This is a genomic window from Nostoc sp. (assembly GCF_036916575.1).
Classification (GTDB): domain Bacteria; phylum Cyanobacteriota; class Cyanobacteriia; order Cyanobacteriales; family Nostocaceae; genus Nostoc.
This window is the reverse complement of sequence record NZ_JBALGC010000010.1, coordinates 18,586-39,796: the sequence shown is the minus strand read 5'-3', so window position 1 is coordinate 39,796 and position 21,211 is coordinate 18,586. Positions and strand designations below refer to the sequence as shown.

Below are 21,211 nucleotides of genomic sequence, written 5' to 3'. Positions count from 1 at the left end.
GGGTTAGGGGATGAGGGCAAAACGTCCTCTCAAAGCAGATTTTTTCTTAAGTTGACACCAATGAGCAATGCTGTGCCCCTACGACAGATGTGGTTTAAATACATGAAAACTGCTGTAACTGAACTATATTGCGTTATGGAGACGCCGAAATAACAAATGGGTTCGCCGAAATAACAAATGAGTTCGTCGAAATAACAAATGAGTTAGCTAGCAAGAACCGCAGGCATCACCATGATTGCAACAATTTAACTTTGTCACGCCAGCGTAACGCACCCTTCTCCTATCAAAGACGCTACGCGTAGCTTGCTTAAGAGTAGGGGTACGGGTGACGCTCCTGCGTCAAAGAGGCTGCGCTAACAGCAGTCGCCTGCGGAGGAGCCAGTGCGGTCTTGAGGTCTCCCCAAGTAGAGCATCTGGCGTTGTCAACCCTACCAAGAGCGCTGCTGAACCGCAAATCTTTGATGGATGAAGTTTTTCCGACTTGTGTGTACACCGTAGCCTAAAAGGAGGAGCCACTGCGGTGGACGGGTTCCCCGGCATAAAGCAAGTGGCGTCAGAGGCTTTGAATCTTACTCCCCTTCCAGCAACAAAAGTTTTTCCGCTTCCCTCTCCTCGTAGGAGAGGGTTAGGGAGAGGTAGGGAAGGGGTTAGGGTTAGGTCTCTATTGGACTCAACACAGAAGCGCTATATTAAAATTCCCTACTCCCTAATTAGCATTCGGAATTAGCCGACCACAGGGATAAGTCGCTGTTTGCTTTTGGGCACTTTGGGCCACTGCTGCTGGAACCTGATCAGATGGTTGGGTTTTGGCTGCTAGATAGTCTTTTTGCAGTTTCTCCAAAATAGCTTCTCGCCTGTCGTACACACGCTTCAGGGGACGAGGCTGGCACTTGTTAAGAATATACGCTGTCACCAATGGTAGACCGATCGTGCTATCGGTATAACAAACAATTGTGTTAGGTAACTCTTCCGGGTCAATCTTACCCCAGCTGACAGCTTCCGATGGGGTTGCTCCAGACAAACCACCTGTATCTGGACGCGCATCGGTAAACTGCACAAAGTAATCGTGTCCTCGTTCTTCAAGTCCCAATACTTCGTGAAGTTGCGGTTGGGTTTGTAGCAAAAAGTTTTTCGGACTACCGCCACCGAGAATTACAGCCGCACTTTTACCTCCTGATTCACGGGCATTATATGTGATCGCAGCCGTCTCATTTACATCAATTGATGGATCTAACACCAACTGTGAACCTTCCAAAGCTAAAGCCGCCACGTTCATCCCAATTGAGCTATCTCCTGGAGAAGACGTATAAATCGGTACGCCATACTCATAAGCTGTAGCAAGCAAGCAAGAATGCTGCACACCCAGTTGCTTTTCTACTTCCCGAAGATACTTACCCAGTAAATAGTGAAACTCAGCAGTTCCCATCCGCTTCTGAAATGCTTCCCCTTGCAGAATCTTGCGGATGAACGCATCAGTTTCCAGCAGCACATCGTAACCAAAGATAATGTCATAAATGCGAATAGTGCCTTCCTGACGCAGTTTCACATCATCCAAAAACGGATTACCAGCAAAGAGTTCAAAACCCAAACCGTAGTGCATATCGTGGTAAAGATTTGCACCAGTGCTAATCATCCAGTCAATAAAGCCGTTGCAAATTAAAGGTGCAAGTGCTGAAACCCCGAATCCTGCTGGCGTCATTGCACCGGAAAGGCTAACTCCCACCGTGACACCTGCCGTTAGCACATCACGACTCAGAAGTTGGCAGATTTCCCGCAAACGTGCCGAGTTGTAAGCGGTGAAGTATTGATCAATCAAATCCACCACATTGATATCATTTGATATAGGTGTCGGTGCGATTTTTTGACCCAGCTGTTTAGACATTTTGGCACTCCCGAACAGTAAACACGCCGAATCTAATGTTATCTAGCTTTCAACCAAAGTGACAGCAATTTAACTAGTACAGCGGGCACGTAAATAGCGCAAAGTCGAGCCAGTCCGTTGGTGGGGTTCCCCCACTTAAAGGAACTGGCGTTGAGCGGCGGTTCTTGCCGTTGGCGTAGCCTCTCGTAGAGAAGAGGCTGCGCTATCGGTTGGCGTAGCCCGCCGTAGGCATCAGAACTTTGTAACAGAGGAGCGTCACTTTGCAAGACGACCAACCATACCCTCCGGGAAGCCGCTTTGCGTCTACAAAATGGCGCAAGAGCAAGGAATATAATTCTTTTGAATGAGTGACTTTTGAATGAGTGACTTCCGCCTTGCGTACTAGCCTATTTCATCAAAAAACAGTACGACGGCTGAGATTAAATCGTGTCACCTACCTCAACACATACAATTGAGGCAATCTCACTGAAAAGAGTTTCCAAAAATATTAAATTTAATGGAAGATTTAATATATTCAGAGAGGTGTACGCTACCTAGATGGGAATGCGTCAACAGAGGACTCAACCAATGGGATATATAATTGCTACTGCAAATATGAAAGGTGGTGTAGGTAAAACCACCCTCACTGTCAACTTAGCTACCTGTTTAGCTAAAAATCATGGCAAGCGAGTGCTTGTCCTGGATTTAGATAGCCAAATTAGCGCCACACTCAGTTTGATGTCGCCTTTAGATTTTGCCAAGCGTCGTAAACAAAGTAAAACATTTAGGTATTTGATAGACGAAGTTATCAATCCAGACCCACAAGCAAAACTGACAATTCAGGATATCGTTCAATCTCAGGTTTGTAATCTGCCAGGATTAGATTTGTTACCAGGAGATATCGACTTGTATGATGAATTTGTTGTGTCAGAAATGCTGCATCAACAAGCAACCGCTTTAGGGGAACAGGACTTTGAAACTATTTGGAATCGTTTTGAAAGAGTTCTGATTAATAACATTTTAAAATCAGTACGTCAAGAATATGATTTTATCCTTCTCGATTGTGCCCCTGGTTATAATCTATTAACTCGTAGCGCTTTAGCCGCCAGCGATTTCTACATCCTTCCTGCTAAACCAGAACCCTTATCTATAGTGGGTATTCAACTGCTGGAAAGACGGATTGCCCAATTAAAAGACAGTCACGGACATGAAACCAAAATAAATATAACAATGCTGGGAATTGTATTCAGCATGTGCAGCACTAACATTCTCACTGGCAGATACTATAAACAAGTGATGCACCGCGTTGTTGAAGATTTCGGTGTAGAAAAAATTTGTAAGGTACAAATCCCAGTTGATGTCAATGTTGCTAAGGCTGTTGATAGTTTTATGCCAGCTGTTTTAAATGCTCCCCAATCAGCTGGTTCAAAAGCTTTCTTACAGTTAACTCAGGAGTTGTTGCAAAAGCTATAGCAAAGCTAAACCATTTGTAAATAACACGATTTCCGATTTATTAAATAAGTCGGAAATCTGAAACTTCCGATTTTCCCAAATCAATTAGAGTTGCTATTAGAACTTACGCACTGTACAAATCGACCATAATATGCATTATACAAAATGTACATTTCCGGTGCTGACTGCAACTCTGATTTGATCGCATATTTACTGTTTTAGGTGTTAGACATGGCTCAAAAGCCCAAGTTTGGTATAGTACATATGTATGATGCGTAAATCCTAGCTATTTAATTGTGTGGAAAAATCAAAGGTAGTAATAAGTAAGTTATCTTTTTCCAAAATACAGTATTTATACGCAAGCAATGTGCATTGAAATTCAGCTATTGAGTGAAAAGGGCAGTAAATTTCACTAAGAAACAATGCTTACTAACAATTCTCTACAGTCAGATAAAAATCAGCACTTGCTAATACGCCTACCACGGACTCTGAGTTATCTCGAAACCTGGGGCTTTGGCTTAACGGGTCATGTGGGATGGATTGGTACTGCCCCGATTATTCATGCAGCATTAGGGTCTAAAGCGATCTTAGTTTGGTTTTTTGGCACGATCATTTCCTTTATACTTAACTTGCAGGTACAAAGTCTAGGTAGACATTGGCCAGATGTCGCTGGAGGAACACCAAACTATACCACAAGGCTATTAAAAAACTTTCCTGGCTTAGGTCGTTACGTAGCCTTAGGATACTTTTTTAGCTGGGCAGCAGCACCGGCACTGTATGCGATTATTCTTACAAACTTAATTAAAGGCAATTTTGATCAATTAGGTATTTCTTGCCCAGAAATTTTATTAAAAATTGCATTTACAGCGATTCCTTTTATTGTGGCATTCAGTGGCAGCCGTGCTTTAGCGCTCCTGCATTTATTTTTTGTATTCCCAGCGATTTTATTACTGCTTTTGTTTTGTACTCAAGGTGTAATATGGTTAGCCTCCTCAACTGCTAGTTTTAAATTTATCTTAACTAGCACAGATAGCCTGAGCTTTGAAGAATGGGCAAAGTGGTTTTTTCTGGCTAGCTATTCAATTTATGCTTGTGAAACCACTTCTTCTTTTGTTGCTGATAGCCGCCACCCATATAAAACTTTAAGGTTCTTAAGCGTAGCTGCTTGGCTAATTCCTCCAGTGTTTTTAGGTGGTTCTTGGGTATTAATGTGTTCGGTTCAAAATCCCACAATAGGTGACGATGCGTTCTTAATTCTGGTAGCGGCTTCTAAGCCTTTTTGGGGTGAACATGCCCCTTTTCTAGTAACACTTCTGATTACTGTATCCTGCCTTCTAAGTTCTGCTACGGCAGTTTCCAACTCTCCTAGGATATTATACCAACTTGCCTTAGACAGACAGCTTTCTCCGATATTTGCAGTAGTTTCCCGTCAAGGTGTCCTTGGACCTGCTATCCTAGTTACTTTTCTACTCAGTTTGCTTTGTCTAAATTTGGGAAATATACCTCAACTTGTCACAGTAGCAGGCACTTGTTATCTCATGTCCATTATGGGACTACATCTGGGATTATGGCTGTGTCGGGACAAATCGCAAGTGTTATGGCCTTGGTGGTCACTTGGTTTTTTCTTTGTAGAAGCGGTAGTTCTAATAGTGGGAGGTTTAGCTTGGAATTGGAAAGATTTTTCAATGGGATTATTATTACCCATTGTTCTGATCATAGCAGATGTAGCGCTACGTCGCTTAAGATTTGCGCCATTACACCCGGAATGGTGGACACAGCGTTACGATACTAAGTTTAGTCAAAACAACCCAGACTTTGTAGTACTACAAGTAATTATCTTAGTATTATTAATTTGTATTACTGCCATAAGCAGTTGGGTTCTCCGCGATTTATTAGACAAAATTCCTAATAATCTTCAAAACTCTTTACTAGCTATTCTATTAGTGACGCTTTCTTTTACAGGGGTAGCGATCGCTTGTTGGACAACTCTACCACAAATTGTTGCTATTGATGAGGCACGTAAACAAGCAAAAAACTTATTTATCACTACTCTCAATACCGTTCCAGATACTGTTTTAGTCTTAGATGAAAACGGTATAATTTGTCAGACAAATGCCGCTGCCGAAGAATTATTTCAAATAACTGTTCAGCAGTTGCTTGGGCAAAAGTTGAATCAACTCTTAATATGCTATCGCGGCAAACCGGAGCAATGGTCTATTATAAGTGAGCAAACCTTAAAAATAAACCAAGGTCTACGAATTGTTGAATCGACTATTTCACAGCCATTTAATTCCCAGCTACGAGAGTATGTTGTTATTGTACGTGACATCACTAAGCGTAAGTTAGTAGAGGAAGAATTAATCCAGTATCGTTATCAGCTTGAGCAGATGGTGCTAGAACGAACCATTGAACTTATTAAAGTTAATCAACAACTTGAACAAGACATTATCAAGCGTCAACAAACACAAGAGAAATTACTACACAATAGTCTTCATGATGGACTAACTGGATTACCTAACCAGCGATTATTTATGCAGCGAGTGCAGCGGACAATAGAAAGCGCTAAACAGCAAAATAATTATTTATTTGCCGTACTCTTGTTAGACCTAGACCGCTTTAAAGTTGTTAATGACAGCCTTGGACATCTAATAGGAAATCAACTTTTAATTGCAATTTCTCGTCGGCTAAAGTCAGTTCTGCGAGTTGGAGATACAGTTGCCCGTTTTGGCGGAGACGAGTTCACAATTTTAATTGAGAAAATTGAGGATATCAGCACCGCCATACAAATAGCCGAGCGAATTAAAAAGGTGCTAGCTTTGCCATTTCAATTAAATGAGCATAGGGTGTTTACTAATGCTAGTATTGGCATTGCCTTAAGTAAAGCAGATTATGATCAAGCAGCGCAGATTCTACGGGATGCTGATGTGGCAATGTACTGTGCCAAAGCACTTGGTAAGGCATGTTATCAGGTATTTGACCAAAAGATGTACGAGGGTGCATCTTCGCTCTTAGAGTTAGAAACTGCTTTACGAAATGCGCTGCTCAAGCAAGAAGAATTTCGCCTTGATTACCAGCCAATTATTTCACTGACAACTGGCAAAATTATTGGATTTGAGGCACTCATACGTTGGCATCATCCAAAACGAGGACTTATTTCCCCTCAAGATTTTATTCCCCTGGCCGAGGAAACTGGAATGATTGTTACTATCGGGCAATGGGTGCTTTATAAAGCGTGTCACCAAATGCACATATGGCATAAACAATTTCCCACTTCACTACCTCTGACAATTAGCGTGAATTTTTCTGGTAAACAGATTATGCAACCTGATGTGTTTAAACAGGTTAAACATATTTTGCAGTCAACTGGACTCAAGCCATGCAGTTTGAAATTGGAAATTACCGAAACCTTGTTGATGGATAATTTTGAATTAGCTACCACCGTGCTTTCCCAGTTAACAGCGCTGAATGTCGAGTTGCACATGGATGATTTTGGTACTGGGTATTCATCTTTGAGTTATCTGCACCGCCTACCAATCAAAACCCTTAAAATTGACCGCTCTTTCGTCAACAATATAGGTAGTCAAGGAGAAAATTTAGAAATTATTCGAGCGATTGTGACATTAGCTCATAATTTAAATATGTCTGTAACAGCTGAGGGGATAGAAACTGTAGAGCAATTAGCACAGTTAAAGGCTTTACAATGTGATTATGGACAAGGATATTTTTTCTTACCACCTATGGAAAGTGCAGAGGTAGAAATACTATTCGCTGCAAACTTGTGCGGCAAAAACTTTTTAAAAAGATAAAATATTGGGAGCAAATTCTGTTTAGAAAAACACCTTGTAAAATTGGGCGATTAATTTCACTTGATAATCTATATTAGTGTACTAATGGCTGTAGCTGGAAATCCTCTGAATTATTAACTAACCCTTGATGTAACAAAAGTTCATTAATAAAAGTATCGATTTTCTCACGCTCAATATTTTGCATGACTATAATATGTGCCCAATTTTCAAAAATTGCTAACTGCCATTTCTTAATTAGTTTTTGAGAAGGTTTTTGAAACACTACAGTGTTGGAAAAATTATTGAGCATACATGGATATTCTCTAATTTTCAGTTGTTGGAAAAGATATTGGGCATTATGAATACAGGTCTTTGCTTCTCTAGCTAATCCATCATAACCTCTTGTTTGCAGTGCATACCAGAGAATCAGAGGGGTATGACCGTTTCTAGAACCCAGAATCGTTGTATCTGTTGAACCAATATATTCAATTGCTGTTTCAACTTTTTCTACCCATTTTTTCTTAGTTAAAACTACACCACAAGGCAATGGAGAACCAATGAATTTAGCAGAGATAGCTATACTATCGATGGGTTTTTGAAAGTGAACTTGCGGAGCGCCATCTAAAAACGGTAATATTAATCCTGAAAGTGCAGCATCACAATGAAGGTAGTAATCTTTAACCTGATTACGCTCTAAAATTTCGAGAACTTTGTCTAAGTTATCAATCGCACCTTTGACAGTAGTCCCAATATTTAAATTTATGATTGCTGGATAATTACGATTCTTGTTAATTAGTTGTTCAAAATGTTCATAATTTATCTCTCCATTAATTTGCGAATTAACAACATTATGTTTGATGCAGAATAATTTTGCTGCTTTGGAAATTGAGTAATGAGAATCTTGTGATGAGTAAAGAATACCACTAGGGTATATCTCTCTTGCTAAAAACATTCCATATAAATTACCTTCAGTTCCACCAGCAGTAACATAACCCCAAAACTGATTTTCTGGAATCTTATAGAGATGAGCAAAAAAAGATAATACTTCTTGCTCAAACATACGAGAATGGAGACCAAAATCTGGCTCAATATATGGATCTCCAGCATTATTTAACAGAAAATTGAAAAATTTTGCGATCACACTGTAATCACAACTTAAATTATATGGATAGCCTGCATGAAACTGCGATCGCTGTTCTATTTGCAGCAAAAAATCTGCCAACTCTTTAGCAACTCTATTTGACATATCTCTGTATTTCTTGAAATTTGATTTAATGGATGTTTTATTCTAAAATTTACGTATTATTCCATACCTTTATATTTTCTTAATAATCTCCAAAATTGGTTTATTATCTCGAGCTTTTTCAGTAATAACACGTATCTTAATCCAGTAATAATACCCATTTCTTTTGTTCACAAGTATATTACCCTTAGACTTACGCACTGTACAAAATGACTATAATATCAAGTTGTGATACATAGTATTATTTGCTTTAAAGCTAGTACACAAGAGACTTTGCGCTATTTACGCGCCCGACGTACTAGTCCAGCATGGCTTAGATTCCAAACAATACTAACTTTGGGAAATTGGTATAATGTGTATCATGCAAAATATCTATTTCAAGCGCTGACTGCAACCTGATTTAATCGTATATTTACTGTTTTGTGTGTTATATTATGTTCGACAAATCACTTATGAACGGAGAACACTTCGTACCCTTGTTTTGGCAAAGACCAAGGCGAACAGGTTCTCCAAAAGAGTACTCAATGACAACTAATCAGGCGGACATGATATAAGTCCTATACTATTTAGAAACACAACCACTCGAAAAAATCTGAGATTTATCTCAATCAAACTTTTCAAGGATTAGTTTGACATTTCAATATAGACAAAATATTTTAGTAAAATTGCGTTTTGAGATCGCAAATTAGCAGATGTTCTACTGATTCTCCCACATACAGCGTATTTCAGGTAAATGAAGTACACGAGTAGGGGCACAGCCATGTTCCCTACGATTATCTGTACCTTACCTTGGCGTAGCCCAAGGTAGAGAAGTTGCAATCTGCTGTAGGTGGAGTAGTAAATAGCGCCTTTGCTCTGACTTGGTTACACAAGGATGGACTTCATGAAGCTAAAAAGGCATTTAGCCTACTAAGCTACGGCTTTGTTTGTGAGTTATACCAATTCTGTATGAAGATGCGCCAAAACTATATAAGAAACGAACCGCGAAGGGCGCAAAGGACACAAAGAAAGAAAGAAAATTAAGCGCAGCCTCACAAAGAAATGGTATTAATGACTTTTATAGCAATCCTATTTGATTTCGTTCAAATTCGCAGTGTCCAGATCCCCAACTTTGTAAAAGTTGTCGGGGATCTAAATTTTCACGAGTGATTTAGGACTGCTATAGTCTGTTAACGCTGTGGGATTTTTGCTTTTAGAACTTTCCGGCTAAGGCTGCAACACACCGTTCGCAAATTAGGGGATGCTCTGCTGATTCTCCCACATGAGTGGAGTAGTTCCAGCAGCGATCGCATTTTTGCCCATCTGCTTTTACAACATCATTAGTTGTTATTTTCTCAGCACCAAACAATTTACCTAGTTTTATCCTATCTTCTGACTCTTTAAGAGGGGAATCTACTAGTTCAACTTGAGATACTAAAAACAGATAACGCAACTCATCTACCCCATTACTTTGGTCAATAGAATCGGGGTTAAGTGATTGGAACTGTTTACGCTGTTCCAAATCTGAGACATATAACAAAACCTTAGCTTCCAAAGAAGACCCGATTTCTTTCTCTACTCGAAGACTCTCTAAACTTACATTGACATCAGTACGAATTTTTCGCAGCACTTCCCAAAATTCCGCTAATTTCGGATTACGCCATTTTTGGTCTACCTGCACCCAACCCGCTTCAAACACCGATTTGTAAGGTGTTTTATAGGGGAGATATTGCCAGATATCTTCGGCGGTGTGGCATAACACAGGAGCGATCGCTCGTGCTAAATTATCTATTGCTATCTTCAGCACTGTTTGACAACTGCGACGGCGGAAAGCATCGGTTGCACTGATGTACAATCTATCTTTGGCAATATCTAAATAAAAGTTGGATAAATCCACCACACAAAAATTCTGCACAGTTTGGAAAAAGCGGAAGAATTGGAAACTCTCAAAGGCTTCGGTGACTTCCTCAAACACTTCGGTGATGCGGTGTAGCATATAACGGTCAAGTTCTGGCAATTCCTCGAAAGGAACTGCATCTTTTTCTGGGTCAAAATCATCCAAGCTACCCAGCAAAAACCGCGCCGTATTGCGAATTTTGCCTCTAACATCATTCATTTGCTTAATGATGTTTTTGCCAATGCGAACATCGCCGGAGTAGTCAACCGAAGACACCCACAATCGCAATACATCTGCACCGTAGGCTGGTTCTGTTTTTTGATTTTTCCCGCCTTCAATGATTGTATTTGGATCAATCGTATTTCCTTCTGACTTACTCATCTTTCGGCCTTGTTCGTCCAAAGTGAAGCCGTGAGTTAGTACAGTTTTGTAAGGCGCAATGTCATTTACTGCTACGCTGGTAAGCAAGCTGGATTGAAACCAACCGCGATGTTGGTCAGAACCTTCTAAATATATATCAGCAGGATAGCGTAACTCTGGACGCTGTTGGACGACAGCCGCCCAAGATGAGCCAGAATCAAACCATACATCCATTGTGTCTGTACCCCTGCGGTAAGACTTGCCATTTTGGCGATAGGATTGGGGTAATAATTCCTCAACTGATAATTCCCACCAAGCATCAGACCCAATTTCTGCGATGATTCCTTGAACGTGGTTGATAATTTCTTCATTCAGCAGTGGTTCTCCCGTGGCTTCATCATAGAAAACAGGAATTGGTACACCCCAACTTCGCTGACGAGAGATACACCAATCGGGACGTTCCGCCACCATTGGCGTGATCCGATTTTCACCTTGGGCTGGAATCCATTTTACTGTGGCGATCGCTTTTAGTGCTTCTTCCCGAAATCCCTCCACGGAAGCAAACCATTGTTCAGTAGCGCGAAAAATCGTTGGCTTCTTCGTCCGCCAATCATAGGGATATTTGTGGGCGTATGCTTCTTCCTTCAACAAGGAACCAGCCAACCTTAAGGCATCAATTACCGCCTGATTCCCATCACCCAGCACATTTAACCCCGCAAATTCTCCTGCTTCTTCGGTAAAATTGCCATTGTCATCCACTGGTGCAAGGATGGGTAAACCGTAGCGCTGACCAACAATGTAGTCTTCTTGACCATGACCGGGGGCTGTGTGTACTAACCCAGTACCCGATTCAGTAGTGATGTAATCACCACCGACTACAATCGGACTTTCACGGTCAAATAGAGGATGACGGTAAGTAGTATGTTCTAGATCATTCCCCTTAAACGTGGCTTTTACAGTTAACTCAACTCCCAACGTCGAAGATAAACGTTCTACTAAATCAGCAGCAACGATTAAATATTTGAAATTACTTTGCGTCTCGGTTTCTGGATGAGAAACTTCCACCACTGCATAGTTCAAATCCGCATTCACCGCCACAGCCAAATTCCCCGGAATTGTCCAAGGTGTAGTTGTCCAGATAGCCACACCTAAATCTGACTGATATTCCGCCAACAGTGGTTTTACAGTTTCCGCCAAACTTGTAACTGGAAAAGCTGCATAGATACTCCGGGAAGTGTGACCTTCCGGATATTCCAACTCAGCTTCAGCCAAAGCGGTTTGAGAACTCGGACTCCAGTGAACCGGCTTTAAACCGCGATAGATGTAGCCTTTTAAGAACATCTGACCAAACACACCAATTTGAGCCGCTTCATATTCCGGCTTCAGAGTTAGATAAGGGTTGTCCCAATCACCCCAAATACCGTAGCGTTTAAAATTTTGGCGCTGGTCATCTACTGTAGCTAGGGCAAATTCTTTCGCTTTTTGCCGCAGTTGTAAAGACGTTAAATTTTGCCGTTCTGCTGACTTCATGTTCTGCAAAACTTTCAACTCAATCGGTAAACCGTGACAATCCCAACCAGGGACGTAGCGAACTTTACGCCCTTGTAGCAGTTGATAGCGGTTAATAATATCTTTAAGAATTTTATTTAAGGCATGACCAATATGGAGTGAGCCATTAGCGTAGGGAGGCCCATCGTGCAGTATAAATAATTCGCCGGGGTTGTTTTCGGAGAGGCGATCGTAAATTTTATTTTCTTCCCAAAATTTTTGGATTTCAGGCTCACGCTTGATGGCGTTTGCCCGCATCTCAAAGTTAGTCTTGGGTAGGTTTACAGTATCTTTGTAACTTCCTGATTCGGTCACAGTCTCATGCCTAGAATTAGGTGTGCAGGTTTTATCAATTATAGAAGATGGCATAAAAACCAAAATATGCCATTTTACCTTTTCCAAGAAAAGGCTCCTGCCATAATCTATTGATTTGGCGGCGATAGGGCAGTAGCTTCAAATCGGCATACCTTGCATTTAGCTGCAACGCTTTTAGGCGATTAGAGGACTAAACAGCAATTTTGCGGAGATTGAGAGTTAATCAACACAAAGTAGTATACTTCTCTGGGTTCGCTTATTACCTATCCAAAGATTTCGTTTAATTAGAAGAACATTCTCTAAGAAAAAGTCAACTATTGCAAAAAATAAATCATTTTTTTTGAGTTCTAAATAAGTTATGTATGTTTTAGGTGTAATTTACGGAATTTTATTTAAGTACACTGAAAATTATTCCTAGTAAAAAACTAGACATAAGCAGCATTTTGTAATTGGATCTCCACCAGCTTACTATCAATAATAATTTTTGAAGGAGTAGATTAATTATGACTAGCAAGTTGTTGCTAAGTAAGTGGAGGCGAAACTTCAAACTGTATCTCCCCTTTGTCTTTATTGTAACACTACTGGCTGGAATCATCTTTTCCAAATTGAGTTTAACTATGGCTGCTGATTCGCGGTTAGATCCAAGAATTCAACCAAAGTTCATCAATTCGCTGCCGTCTCTAGGAAGGATAGATGCTACAAAGGGTGGTCACTTCGATGTAGAGATGGGAGAAACTAAGCAATGGCTTGGACTATATAGCAGTCCTGGTGCAGATGGCATATATGGTACAAAGGATGATGCACGCTTGAATACAACAGTTTGGGGGTATGGCTTAAGAGGGCAAAAGGCTGTTACTTTCCCAGGTTCCACATTCGTGACACGAAAAGACGTACCGATTGAAGTGCTGTGGGACAACAAACTACCAAAAACTGGACATATTTTCCCAGTAGACAAGAGCATCATTACAAAATCGGTTGAAAACGCTCTTTCCAAAGGGCTTGTACCTACAGTGACGCATGTGCATGGTGGTCATACTGAGTGGACTAGCGACGGATATTCCGAAGCTTGGTTTACCCAAGATTTTTTCCAAACCGGGCCCAGTTGGGTTAAAAAGAACTATAGTTATGCAAATGACAATAAGCGGGCAGCGACACTTTTATATCACGACCACATTCTCAGTAACAATCGTTTAAGTGTATACGCTGGTCTTGCAGGCTTCTATTTGCTAAGGGATAATAACGAAATTAATCTAATCAATCGCAACATTTTGCCTAGTGGTGACTACGAGAAAGAACTCATCATCCAGGATCGGGATTTCACTGCGAAGGGTCAGCTTTACTACCCACCTGGTTCAAATTATCCAGATACTTCATATCCAAGTGTAGTGCCAAATTTCTACGGTGATTTCATCTTAGTAAATGGCATGGCTTGGCCAAAGTTGGCGGTCGAACCCAGAAAGTACCGTTTACGCTTGGCAAACGGTTCAAATTCGCGCTTCTACAACCTGAATTTTAACGACTCAAAGGAAAAGTTTTATGAAATCGGCACTGAGCAAGGTTTATTAGAAAAACCAGTCGCGTTGGAAAATTTAGTTCTTGCTCCCGGTGAACGCGCTGATGTAGTTGTTGACTTCACTGGCGATGCAGGAAAAGAGTTCATCATCAGGAACTTCGATGATAAAGCTGATTTGGATCTGACAGGTCAGATAATCAAGATTGCGGTTGAGCAACCCCTTTCAAATATTCCAAATGCGACGGTCAATACTAATGAAAGTGATGGACTGACAACACGGTTGCTACCTAACAAGATTATACCTCCTGCTCAAACCGGACTGACTCGGCAACTGGTTCTTTTTGAGAATAGGGATGAATACGGTCGCAAGCTTCTAGAGCAAGGTACATTGGCAGACGGCTCATTGCGCTATGACGAGCCAACTACTGAGAAACCAAAACTTGGCACAACTGAAGTTTGGGAATTATACAACACGACACAAGAGCCACACCCAATTCACTTGCACTTGGTTTCCTTCCTAATTCTAAATCGACAGAATTTTGCTGGCAGTGCAGTCCCAATTATCAAAGACCCTCGTAAAACTAAGCTATTTCTACAAAATGCTGGTCTAATCGGCAATCCTGAACCTCCACCACTTTATGAGAAAGGTTGGAAAGACACTGTAGTTGTTAACCCAGGTGAAGTTATTCGCATTATTGCCACCTTCGACAAACCTGGGTATTATCTCTGGCACTGTCACATCTTAGAACACGAAGACTTCGATATGATGCGACGCTTTGAAGTTGTGGCAACTCCCTAGAACACCAATTCACTAATCGGAATCATCAGGAAAAAACGAGGTTTTGTTGGGTTGCAACAAGCGGCAAAAACAGGAGTGTCTTATCTAGGTTTGCTCTATATCAATACTCGTAAATTGGCGAAGTATTGCAGTAAAAAAAATATTTATAGGACTAACCCTTTCAAGGTGGATAAAAACTTTGGTTAAAAAATTCCTCTTTAATCTCTTGACTCTGTGTTCTCTGCGCCTCTGGGGTTAAATAAATTACTTTGAAACCGCCCCAGGCGCAGAGGGTGCTGAAAGAAAAAAAGGATTTTACAAGTCACCTTGAAAAGGCTAGTCCTCAGAAAGATAAAGTCAAAGGTGCAGGATTTATCGGAGGTAGCAATGGCGCGTAAACGGTTGATTATCGAGATGGGGATGGGAATAGATCAACATGGACAAGAACCGACAGTAGCAGCATCTAGGGCGGTACGGAATGCGATCGCTCACAATGCCTTACCTGGTGTTTGGGAAGTTGCTGGTTTAAGTCACCCCAATGAAATGATTATAGAAGTTCAGGTAGCAGTGCCATATCCAGAACAAGTTAGAGAAGAAGAGGTACTCGCTGTACTACCATTTGGGCGCAAAACTCTTATTGTAGAATCTGGGGGGATGATAGTTCAAGGGCGGGCTATTCCCGAACTCAACGATAAAAATGACGAAATGTTGATTGCGATCGCTGCTGTTACAGTTCTGGTTGAAAATGAGTAACTGAGGTCAATACCTGACGCGATGTACAACTTATTCTTGGAACTCCCCTTCTATTTCTCTTTCCCATTCCTGAGAGGCTTTGATTTTTGCTCACCAACCCTTGTAGGGTTGGGGGTTAGGTTTGAGAGCAAGTCGTACATGGCGTAATATTTTTTATCTTCCAAGTCTTGCAAAAAATCGTGACTTTAAGAAAAAACTCACGACTTTAAGAAAAAAATCGTGACTTTAAGAAAAAACTCACGACTTTAAGAAAAAAATCATGATTTTAAGAAAAAACTCACGACTTTAAGAAAAAAATCGTGATTTTAAGCAATAAATCGTGATTTTGAGCAATAAATTGTGATTTTAAGCAAAAAATCCTGACTTTAGTAACGACAGCTTCTAAATTCCGGGTGATAGCTCCTGAAATGGTGACAACTTGCTTAACAGCCAAGCATACGCTTGTCTTGGGCTGTTTCGGCAAGAAGTTAGGCACACCTTTGTTTCTGGCAAAGGTATTGTAAGGTCAAAGCTGCAACATTTACTTATACTTAAAAAAATGAAGCAAATTAAGTGATAATTACTAGCTTTTAGATTTTTCTGACATATTTGGCGCTCCCAACTACGGAACTTCTATTTCACCAACCAAAAAGCGATCGCCTGCGGTGGGGGTAGCCGATTGCAGGCGTTATGCTCACAAGTGCACTCAAGCCTGCCATTGCTTGTAGTAAAGGTTTGGGGCAGCTGCAATCTAGTATTATGAATTAGTACAAGTGGGTGTGCCTGAGTTTTGCCTCTACACACAATGCATAATTCTTGGAAGCAGGGAGCAGAATAGAGCGTGATTAAACCAGAGATAGTATCTTACGGATCTTGGCGATCGCCCATCACAACAGATTTAATTACCGCACGCACAATTGGGTTGGGACAAATTGCTCTCGATGGCGAAGATATTTACTGGAGCGAGTTGCGACCATCAGAGCAAGGTAGAAATGTCGTAGTCCGCCGGAATGCAAATGGTGAAATTTATGATATCACACCTACTCCCTTCAACGTGCGTACCCGTGTGCATGAATATGGTGGCAGTTCTTTTCTGGTGGTAGATGGCACTGTTTACTTTTCTAACTTTATTGACCAACGCCTATATCGTCAGGAAACTGATACACAGCCGCAAGCCATCACCCCGTCAGCAGCCACACGCTATGCAGATGGTATTTTTGACCGCCAACACAACCGAATTATTTGCGTGTACGAAGATCACACTGATGCTGCAAATGAGGCGATCAATACTCTAGTCGGCGTGGAACTAGACGGACACAAAATCCAAGTATTAGTGTCTGGAAATAACTTTTATGCTTCGCCTCGCCTTAGTCCCGATGGTTTACGATTAGCTTGGCTGACTTGGAACCATCCTAATATGCCTTGGGATAGCACTGAACTATGGGTTGGGGAATTAAAAGCAGATGGTAGTTTAGGAAATACTCAAAAAATTGCTGGCGATTTAGATGAATCTATCTTTCAGCCAGAGTGGTCGCCGGATGGCAAATTGTACTTTGTTTCTGACCGTACAGGTTGGTGGAATATATATCGTTGGCAAGATGAAAATGTAGAAGCGCTAACTCAAATCAAAGCGGAGTTTGGTCGGCCGCAATGGAATTTTGGGATGTCCACTTATGCTTTTGAGTCTGCTAACCGGATTATTTGTACTTATACCCAGCAAGGTATTTGGTATTTAGCTAGCCTTGACACAGTAACAGGTCAACTAGAACCAATAAATACGCCCTACACAGATATTAGTTCTCTCCACGCCACCTCTAAACAAGTGGTTTTTCGCGGAAGTTCTCCAACTGAGTTGGCAGCTATTATCCGTCTGGATTTGACAACCAAAAAGCTGGAAGTACTACGGCGTTCCAGCGATGTAACTATTGATGCTGGATATCTTTCTGTCCCTGAAGCCATTGAGTACGAAACAGCTGATGGCAAAACAGCACACGCCCTTTTCTACTCACCTCAAAACCTTGATTATACTGCTCCTGCGGGCGAAAAACCGCCTTTGATTGTCAACAGCCACGGTGGGCCCACCGCAGCAACTTCTAGTAGCCTCAGTTTTGGCGTTCAGTATTGGACAAGCCGAGGTATAGCGGTTCTGGATGTAAATTATGGTGGTAGTACAGGTTACGGGCGGGAGTATCGGCAACGACTTGATGGACAGTGGGGAATTATAGATGTAGATGATTGTGTTTTTGGTGCGCGTTACTTGGTGGAACGGGGAGATGTAGACGGCGATCGCTTGGCAATTTCTGGTGGTAGTGCAGGTGGTTACACAACGCTTTGTGCTTTGACTTTCCGAGATACTTTTAAAGCAGGAGCCAGCTATTATGGTGTCAGCGACTTGGAAGCTTTAGTGCGGGATACACATAAATTTGAATCACGGTACTTGGATCGTCTGGTTGGCGCTTACCCACAACAGCGTCAGATTTATCAACAGCGATCGCCAATTAACTTTAGCGATCGTCTAGCCTGTCCAGTGATTTTTTTCCAAGGATTAGAAGATCGAGTAGTTCCGCCCAATCAAACTGAAGCAATGGTTACAGCACTGCGAACTAAAGGTGTACCTGTGGCTTATCTTGCTTTTGAGGCTGAAGAACATGGCTTCCGCAAAGCCCCAAATATCAAACGTTCTTTGTCAGCAGAACTCTACTTTTACTCACGAATTTTCGATTTTGAAATTGCTGAATCAGTCGAACCTGTAGTCATTGAAAACTTTTAGCCTACTTTCCGCACCCCTAACTGTCACAAAGAGAAATTACGGGGAGAAAAAAGTCAAGTGATCAAAACAAACATTATTAGTCAAAAAAAAGATTTGAGCAAGCATGAATCAGAAAAAATGGCATCAAAATCTCTTGTCAATAACGAGCAATAAGAACTGACGCCAGAGAGATGAGTCTGAGATAAATAAATGAAGATGTTAAAGGCTGAAATCATAAATTAGAGTAATCAATGGAAGCAGCAGCACAGGGTCAATTTTGGCTGATGCACGATCTGCTATTTACCTATCAAAAAGCTTTGGGAAACGGCTATCTTGTGGAGTATGCCGATGTTTTAGTTTACAGCAGATTGCAACTTAGTGAGGTACAGATTATTGTAAGGGCACAACAATGTTGTGCCCCTACGTGTGTACCTAATTTACCTTAAAAACGCTGTATTAATGGAATTCGCTATTTCGCTATACTGATTCCTGGAACATGGAGCAGTTGAAGGCGGCCATTACCACTGCAAGTCATTGATTTATTCAGAAACCGATAAACATTTAGGAGGAACAAAAACATGATTGCTCAAGTGAACCTTGGCGGTAGTTTCACGCTCGCAGGTACTTCTGTAACTCTGAAGCGGATAGGCTATGGTGCGATGCAGCTTGCTGGATCAGGTGTTTGGGGACCGCCGCGCGACGTGGATGCTGCCGTTGCCGTTCTGCGCGAAGCGATCGCACTCGGAATCAATCACATCGACACCAGCGACTTCTACGGGCCGCACATCACCAACCAAATCATTCGACAGGCGCTTCACCCCTACCCCGAAAATCTGACGATTGTCACCAAGGTGGGCGCAGTGCGCGGCGCGGACGCATCGTGGAATCCAGCGCAGAGTCCGACCGAGCTTCGCCAAGCGGTGCACGACAACCTGAGCAACCTGGGCGTTGACGTGATCGATGTCGTCAACCTGCGCCGATGGGGGGAGGGGCCGAACGAGGGGTCGATCGCAAAGCAATTCACCGTGCTTGCCGAGATGCAGCAGCAGGGGTTGATCCGGCACCTGGGACTTAGCAATGTGACGGCGACGCAGGTCGAGGAAGCGCTCGCGATCGCGCCGGTGGTTTGTGTGCAGAACCAGTACAACCTCGCTCACCGCGACGACGACGCGCTAGTGGGCGAGCTGGCGCTTAAGGGCATCGCGTATGTGCCGTTCTTTCCGCTCGGCGGCTTCAACCCACTTCAGTCCTCGACGCTGGACACGGTGGCGGCGTCGGTCAAAGCCACTAAGATGCAGGTCGCGCTGGCGTGGTTGTTGCAGCGTTCACCGAACATCTTGCTGATTCCGGGTACATCGTCGGTTGAGCATCTGCACGAGAATCTCAAAGCCGCAGATTTGCAACTTCCACCGCAAATAATTGCCGAACTGGACGCGATCGGCGGCGCTTAACTATGCCGACCGTACTCGTCTACGGTGCGGCCGGTGAGGCAGGGCTGTCCATGATCCAACTTGCAATGCTAGATGGCATCAAAATCATCGGTACAGCCAGCACCAAAAACTTTGAGATGCTACGCGGTTACGGCGCATCAAATCAAATAAATCTGGAGAAAAGTATGTCATTAGAAATAGAGACACTACAGGCTACACCACCAACTTCTACCTTTGAGACACCTGAAAAGAAGCAAGAATTTAACTGGAGGCAATGCTGGTATGCCGTTAGCTTTGTGCAAGACTTGCCAGCTAATCGCCCTTATAGCTTTTCCTTGTACGATGAACCCTTCGTTTTGTTCAAAGACCAAAATGGACAACTTATTTGTTTAACAGATCGTTGTCCCCACCGTGCAGCTAGACTTTCTGATGGACAAATTATTGACGGCAAAATTGAGTGCTTATATCACGGTTGGCAGTTTGGCAATAATGGTCAATGTCTGCACATTCCCCAGTTACCAACCGATGCCAAAATTCCGGTAAATGCTTGCATATCATCCTTTAAAGTCTTGGAACGTCAAGGGATCATTTGGATGTGGGCAGGGGAAGCCGAAACAGCTATTGATGAGCTAATTCCATTTCTACCTGATTGGGAAAAGCAGGATTGCTTCAATTTAGACTATGTACGTGACCTACCTTACGACCAAAGCTATTTTATTGAAAACGTTATTGACCCGGCTCATATTCCAATCAGCCATGATGGCATCATGGGAGATCGAAAAGATGCCCAACCGTTGGAAATAGAAGTTATTGAGAGCAACATTCAGGGAATTAAGGGAAGGTGGCGGCGAACACAGACAGCCAATCTGCCTTGGACGTCATTAGATTTCATTGCTCCTAATTTGATTCTCTACAACTTTCATGATGAACAGCAAGGTAAGTTTGCGGGCACAGCCTTGTATTCAATTCCACTAAGTAAAGATAGATGTCGGATTCTGGTTAGAAATTATGGCAACTTTTTTAGCCAAAAAATCAAGCTGATGCCTCCCTGGTTAGAACACATCTTGATCCGAAACATAGTTTTAGAAGGTGATTTGCAATTAGTCGTTGAACAAAAGGCTCAAATTGAGCGTTTGGGACAAAATCTTAAAGAAGTGTATTTACCGCTGAAAACATCTGATCCTCTTGTAGTTGAGTATCGCAAATGGCTAGATAAATTTGGGTCATCTTTGCCGTTTTATCAAGGTTATTCCACCTCAAAAAATGCCGGTAGTAGCGAGTGTGAGCAAAAGTTGATCACATTAGACCGATTCTCGCAACACACACTTATTTGTCATTCCTGCAATCAAGCTTATCAAGTTACAAATAGGGTCAAACAAAGTTGTGTAGGAGTAGCGATCGCTCTAGCGGCTGTAGCGATAGTTGCAGATGATTCTAGAATCCGAATAGCAGCAATATCGCTTTCTATAGCAGCAGTTGTAATGTCCGCTATGGCTCATAAACTCAAAACTCACTTTCAGCGTTCCTACACTCGTCATTAAAATAGAGACTGAAGATTAGGGATTGGGG

General features: G+C 42.1%; 11 protein-coding genes and 1 pseudogene. 8 read left to right on the top strand and 4 right to left on the bottom strand.

The window, feature by feature from the left end; all coding sequences use genetic code 11:
* Positions 1-706 precede the first annotated feature (706 nt).
* Together V7L29_RS03785 and V7L29_RS03780 are read right to left on the bottom strand one after the other, a co-directional pair.
* Entirely contained in the window at positions 707-1,882 is a 1,176-nt protein-coding gene (locus V7L29_RS03785; RefSeq protein ID WP_334734586.1) for a homospermidine biosynthesis protein, read from the bottom strand.
* Positions 1,883-1,920: 38 nt separating this feature from the next.
* Positions 1,921-2,157 (bottom strand): hypothetical protein, encoded by a 237-nt coding sequence (locus V7L29_RS03780; protein ID WP_334734585.1) that lies wholly within the window; start codon positions 2,155-2,157, stop codon positions 1,921-1,923.
* 292 nt (positions 2,158-2,449) lie between these two features.
* Between V7L29_RS03780 and V7L29_RS03775 the strand changes: the two genes are divergently transcribed.
* Together V7L29_RS03775 and V7L29_RS03770 are read left to right on the top strand one after the other, a co-directional pair.
* A complete protein-coding gene (locus V7L29_RS03775; protein ID WP_334694094.1) occupies positions 2,450-3,334 on the top strand; it encodes a ParA family protein in 885 nt (294 codons plus the stop codon).
* 401 nt (positions 3,335-3,735) lie between these two features.
* Positions 3,736-7,119: an EAL domain-containing protein gene (locus tag V7L29_RS03770; RefSeq protein WP_334734584.1), complete on the top strand. Its 3,384-nt coding sequence runs from the start codon at positions 3,736-3,738 to the stop codon at positions 7,117-7,119.
* A 73-nt stretch (positions 7,120-7,192) separates the two neighbouring features.
* Here V7L29_RS03770 and V7L29_RS03765 read toward each other — a convergent pair whose 3' ends face one another.
* Together V7L29_RS03765 and ileS are read right to left on the bottom strand one after the other, a co-directional pair.
* Positions 7,193-8,344, bottom strand: a complete 1,152-nt coding sequence (locus tag V7L29_RS03765) for a histidine decarboxylase (protein ID WP_334734583.1) — start codon at positions 8,342-8,344, stop codon at positions 7,193-7,195.
* Positions 8,345-9,533: 1,189 nt separating this feature from the next.
* A complete protein-coding gene (ileS, locus tag V7L29_RS03760; protein ID WP_334734587.1) occupies positions 9,534-12,440 on the bottom strand; it encodes an isoleucine--tRNA ligase in 2,907 nt (968 codons plus the stop codon).
* Positions 12,441-12,943: 503 nt separating this feature from the next.
* On the opposite strand from ileS, the gene V7L29_RS03755 reads away from it, so the two are divergent.
* From V7L29_RS03755 to V7L29_RS03730, 6 genes and pseudogenes are all read left to right on the top strand, one after another.
* On the top strand, positions 12,944-14,752 hold the full coding sequence (locus tag V7L29_RS03755; RefSeq protein ID WP_334734582.1) for a multicopper oxidase family protein: 1,809 nt from the start codon (positions 12,944-12,946) through the stop codon (positions 14,750-14,752).
* Positions 14,753-15,118: 366 nt separating this feature from the next.
* Positions 15,119-15,484 carry a Lin0512 family protein gene (locus V7L29_RS03750; protein WP_322676437.1) on the top strand — a complete coding sequence of 122 codons (366 nt, stop codon included), beginning with the start codon at positions 15,119-15,121 and terminating at the stop codon, positions 15,482-15,484.
* Positions 15,485-16,304: 820 nt separating this feature from the next.
* Positions 16,305-18,233: a S9 family peptidase gene (locus tag V7L29_RS03745; RefSeq protein WP_334734581.1), complete on the top strand. Its 1,929-nt coding sequence runs from the start codon at positions 16,305-16,307 to the stop codon at positions 18,231-18,233.
* Between the two features lie 236 nt (positions 18,234-18,469).
* Positions 18,470-18,568, top strand: a pseudogene (locus V7L29_RS03740) (disulfide bond formation protein DsbA); the annotation flags it as partial.
* Positions 18,569-18,790: 222 nt separating this feature from the next.
* A complete protein-coding gene (locus V7L29_RS03735; RefSeq protein WP_334734580.1) occupies positions 18,791-19,663 on the top strand; it encodes an aldo/keto reductase family oxidoreductase in 873 nt (290 codons plus the stop codon).
* A gap of 2 nt (positions 19,664-19,665) precedes the next feature.
* The gene (locus V7L29_RS03730; protein ID WP_334734579.1) at positions 19,666-21,183 is read left to right on the top strand and encodes an aromatic ring-hydroxylating dioxygenase subunit alpha; all 1,518 of its coding nucleotides are present in this window, start codon (positions 19,666-19,668) and stop codon (positions 21,181-21,183) included.
* Positions 21,184-21,211: the final 28 nt, after the last annotated feature.

What these genes read in the sequence shown, in the direction of transcription:
- V7L29_RS03765 (WP_334734583.1), bottom strand. Translation starts at nt 8,344, where the DNA reads ATGTCAAATAGAGTTGCTAAAGAGTTGGCAGATTTTTTGCTGCAAATA.
- V7L29_RS03750 (WP_322676437.1), top strand. Translation starts at nt 15,119, where the DNA reads ATGGCGCGTAAACGGTTGATTATCGAGATGGGGATGGGAATAGATCAA.
- V7L29_RS03775 (WP_334694094.1), top strand. Translation starts at nt 2,450, where the DNA reads ATGGGATATATAATTGCTACTGCAAATATGAAAGGTGGTGTAGGTAAA.
- V7L29_RS03730 (WP_334734579.1), top strand. Translation starts at nt 19,666, where the DNA reads ATGCCGACCGTACTCGTCTACGGTGCGGCCGGTGAGGCAGGGCTGTCC.
- V7L29_RS03755 (WP_334734582.1), top strand. Translation starts at nt 12,944, where the DNA reads ATGACTAGCAAGTTGTTGCTAAGTAAGTGGAGGCGAAACTTCAAACTG.
- V7L29_RS03770 (WP_334734584.1), top strand. Translation starts at nt 3,736, where the DNA reads ATGCTTACTAACAATTCTCTACAGTCAGATAAAAATCAGCACTTGCTA.
- V7L29_RS03785 (WP_334734586.1), bottom strand. Translation starts at nt 1,882, where the DNA reads ATGTCTAAACAGCTGGGTCAAAAAATCGCACCGACACCTATATCAAAT.
- V7L29_RS03735 (WP_334734580.1), top strand. Translation starts at nt 18,791, where the DNA reads ATGATTGCTCAAGTGAACCTTGGCGGTAGTTTCACGCTCGCAGGTACT.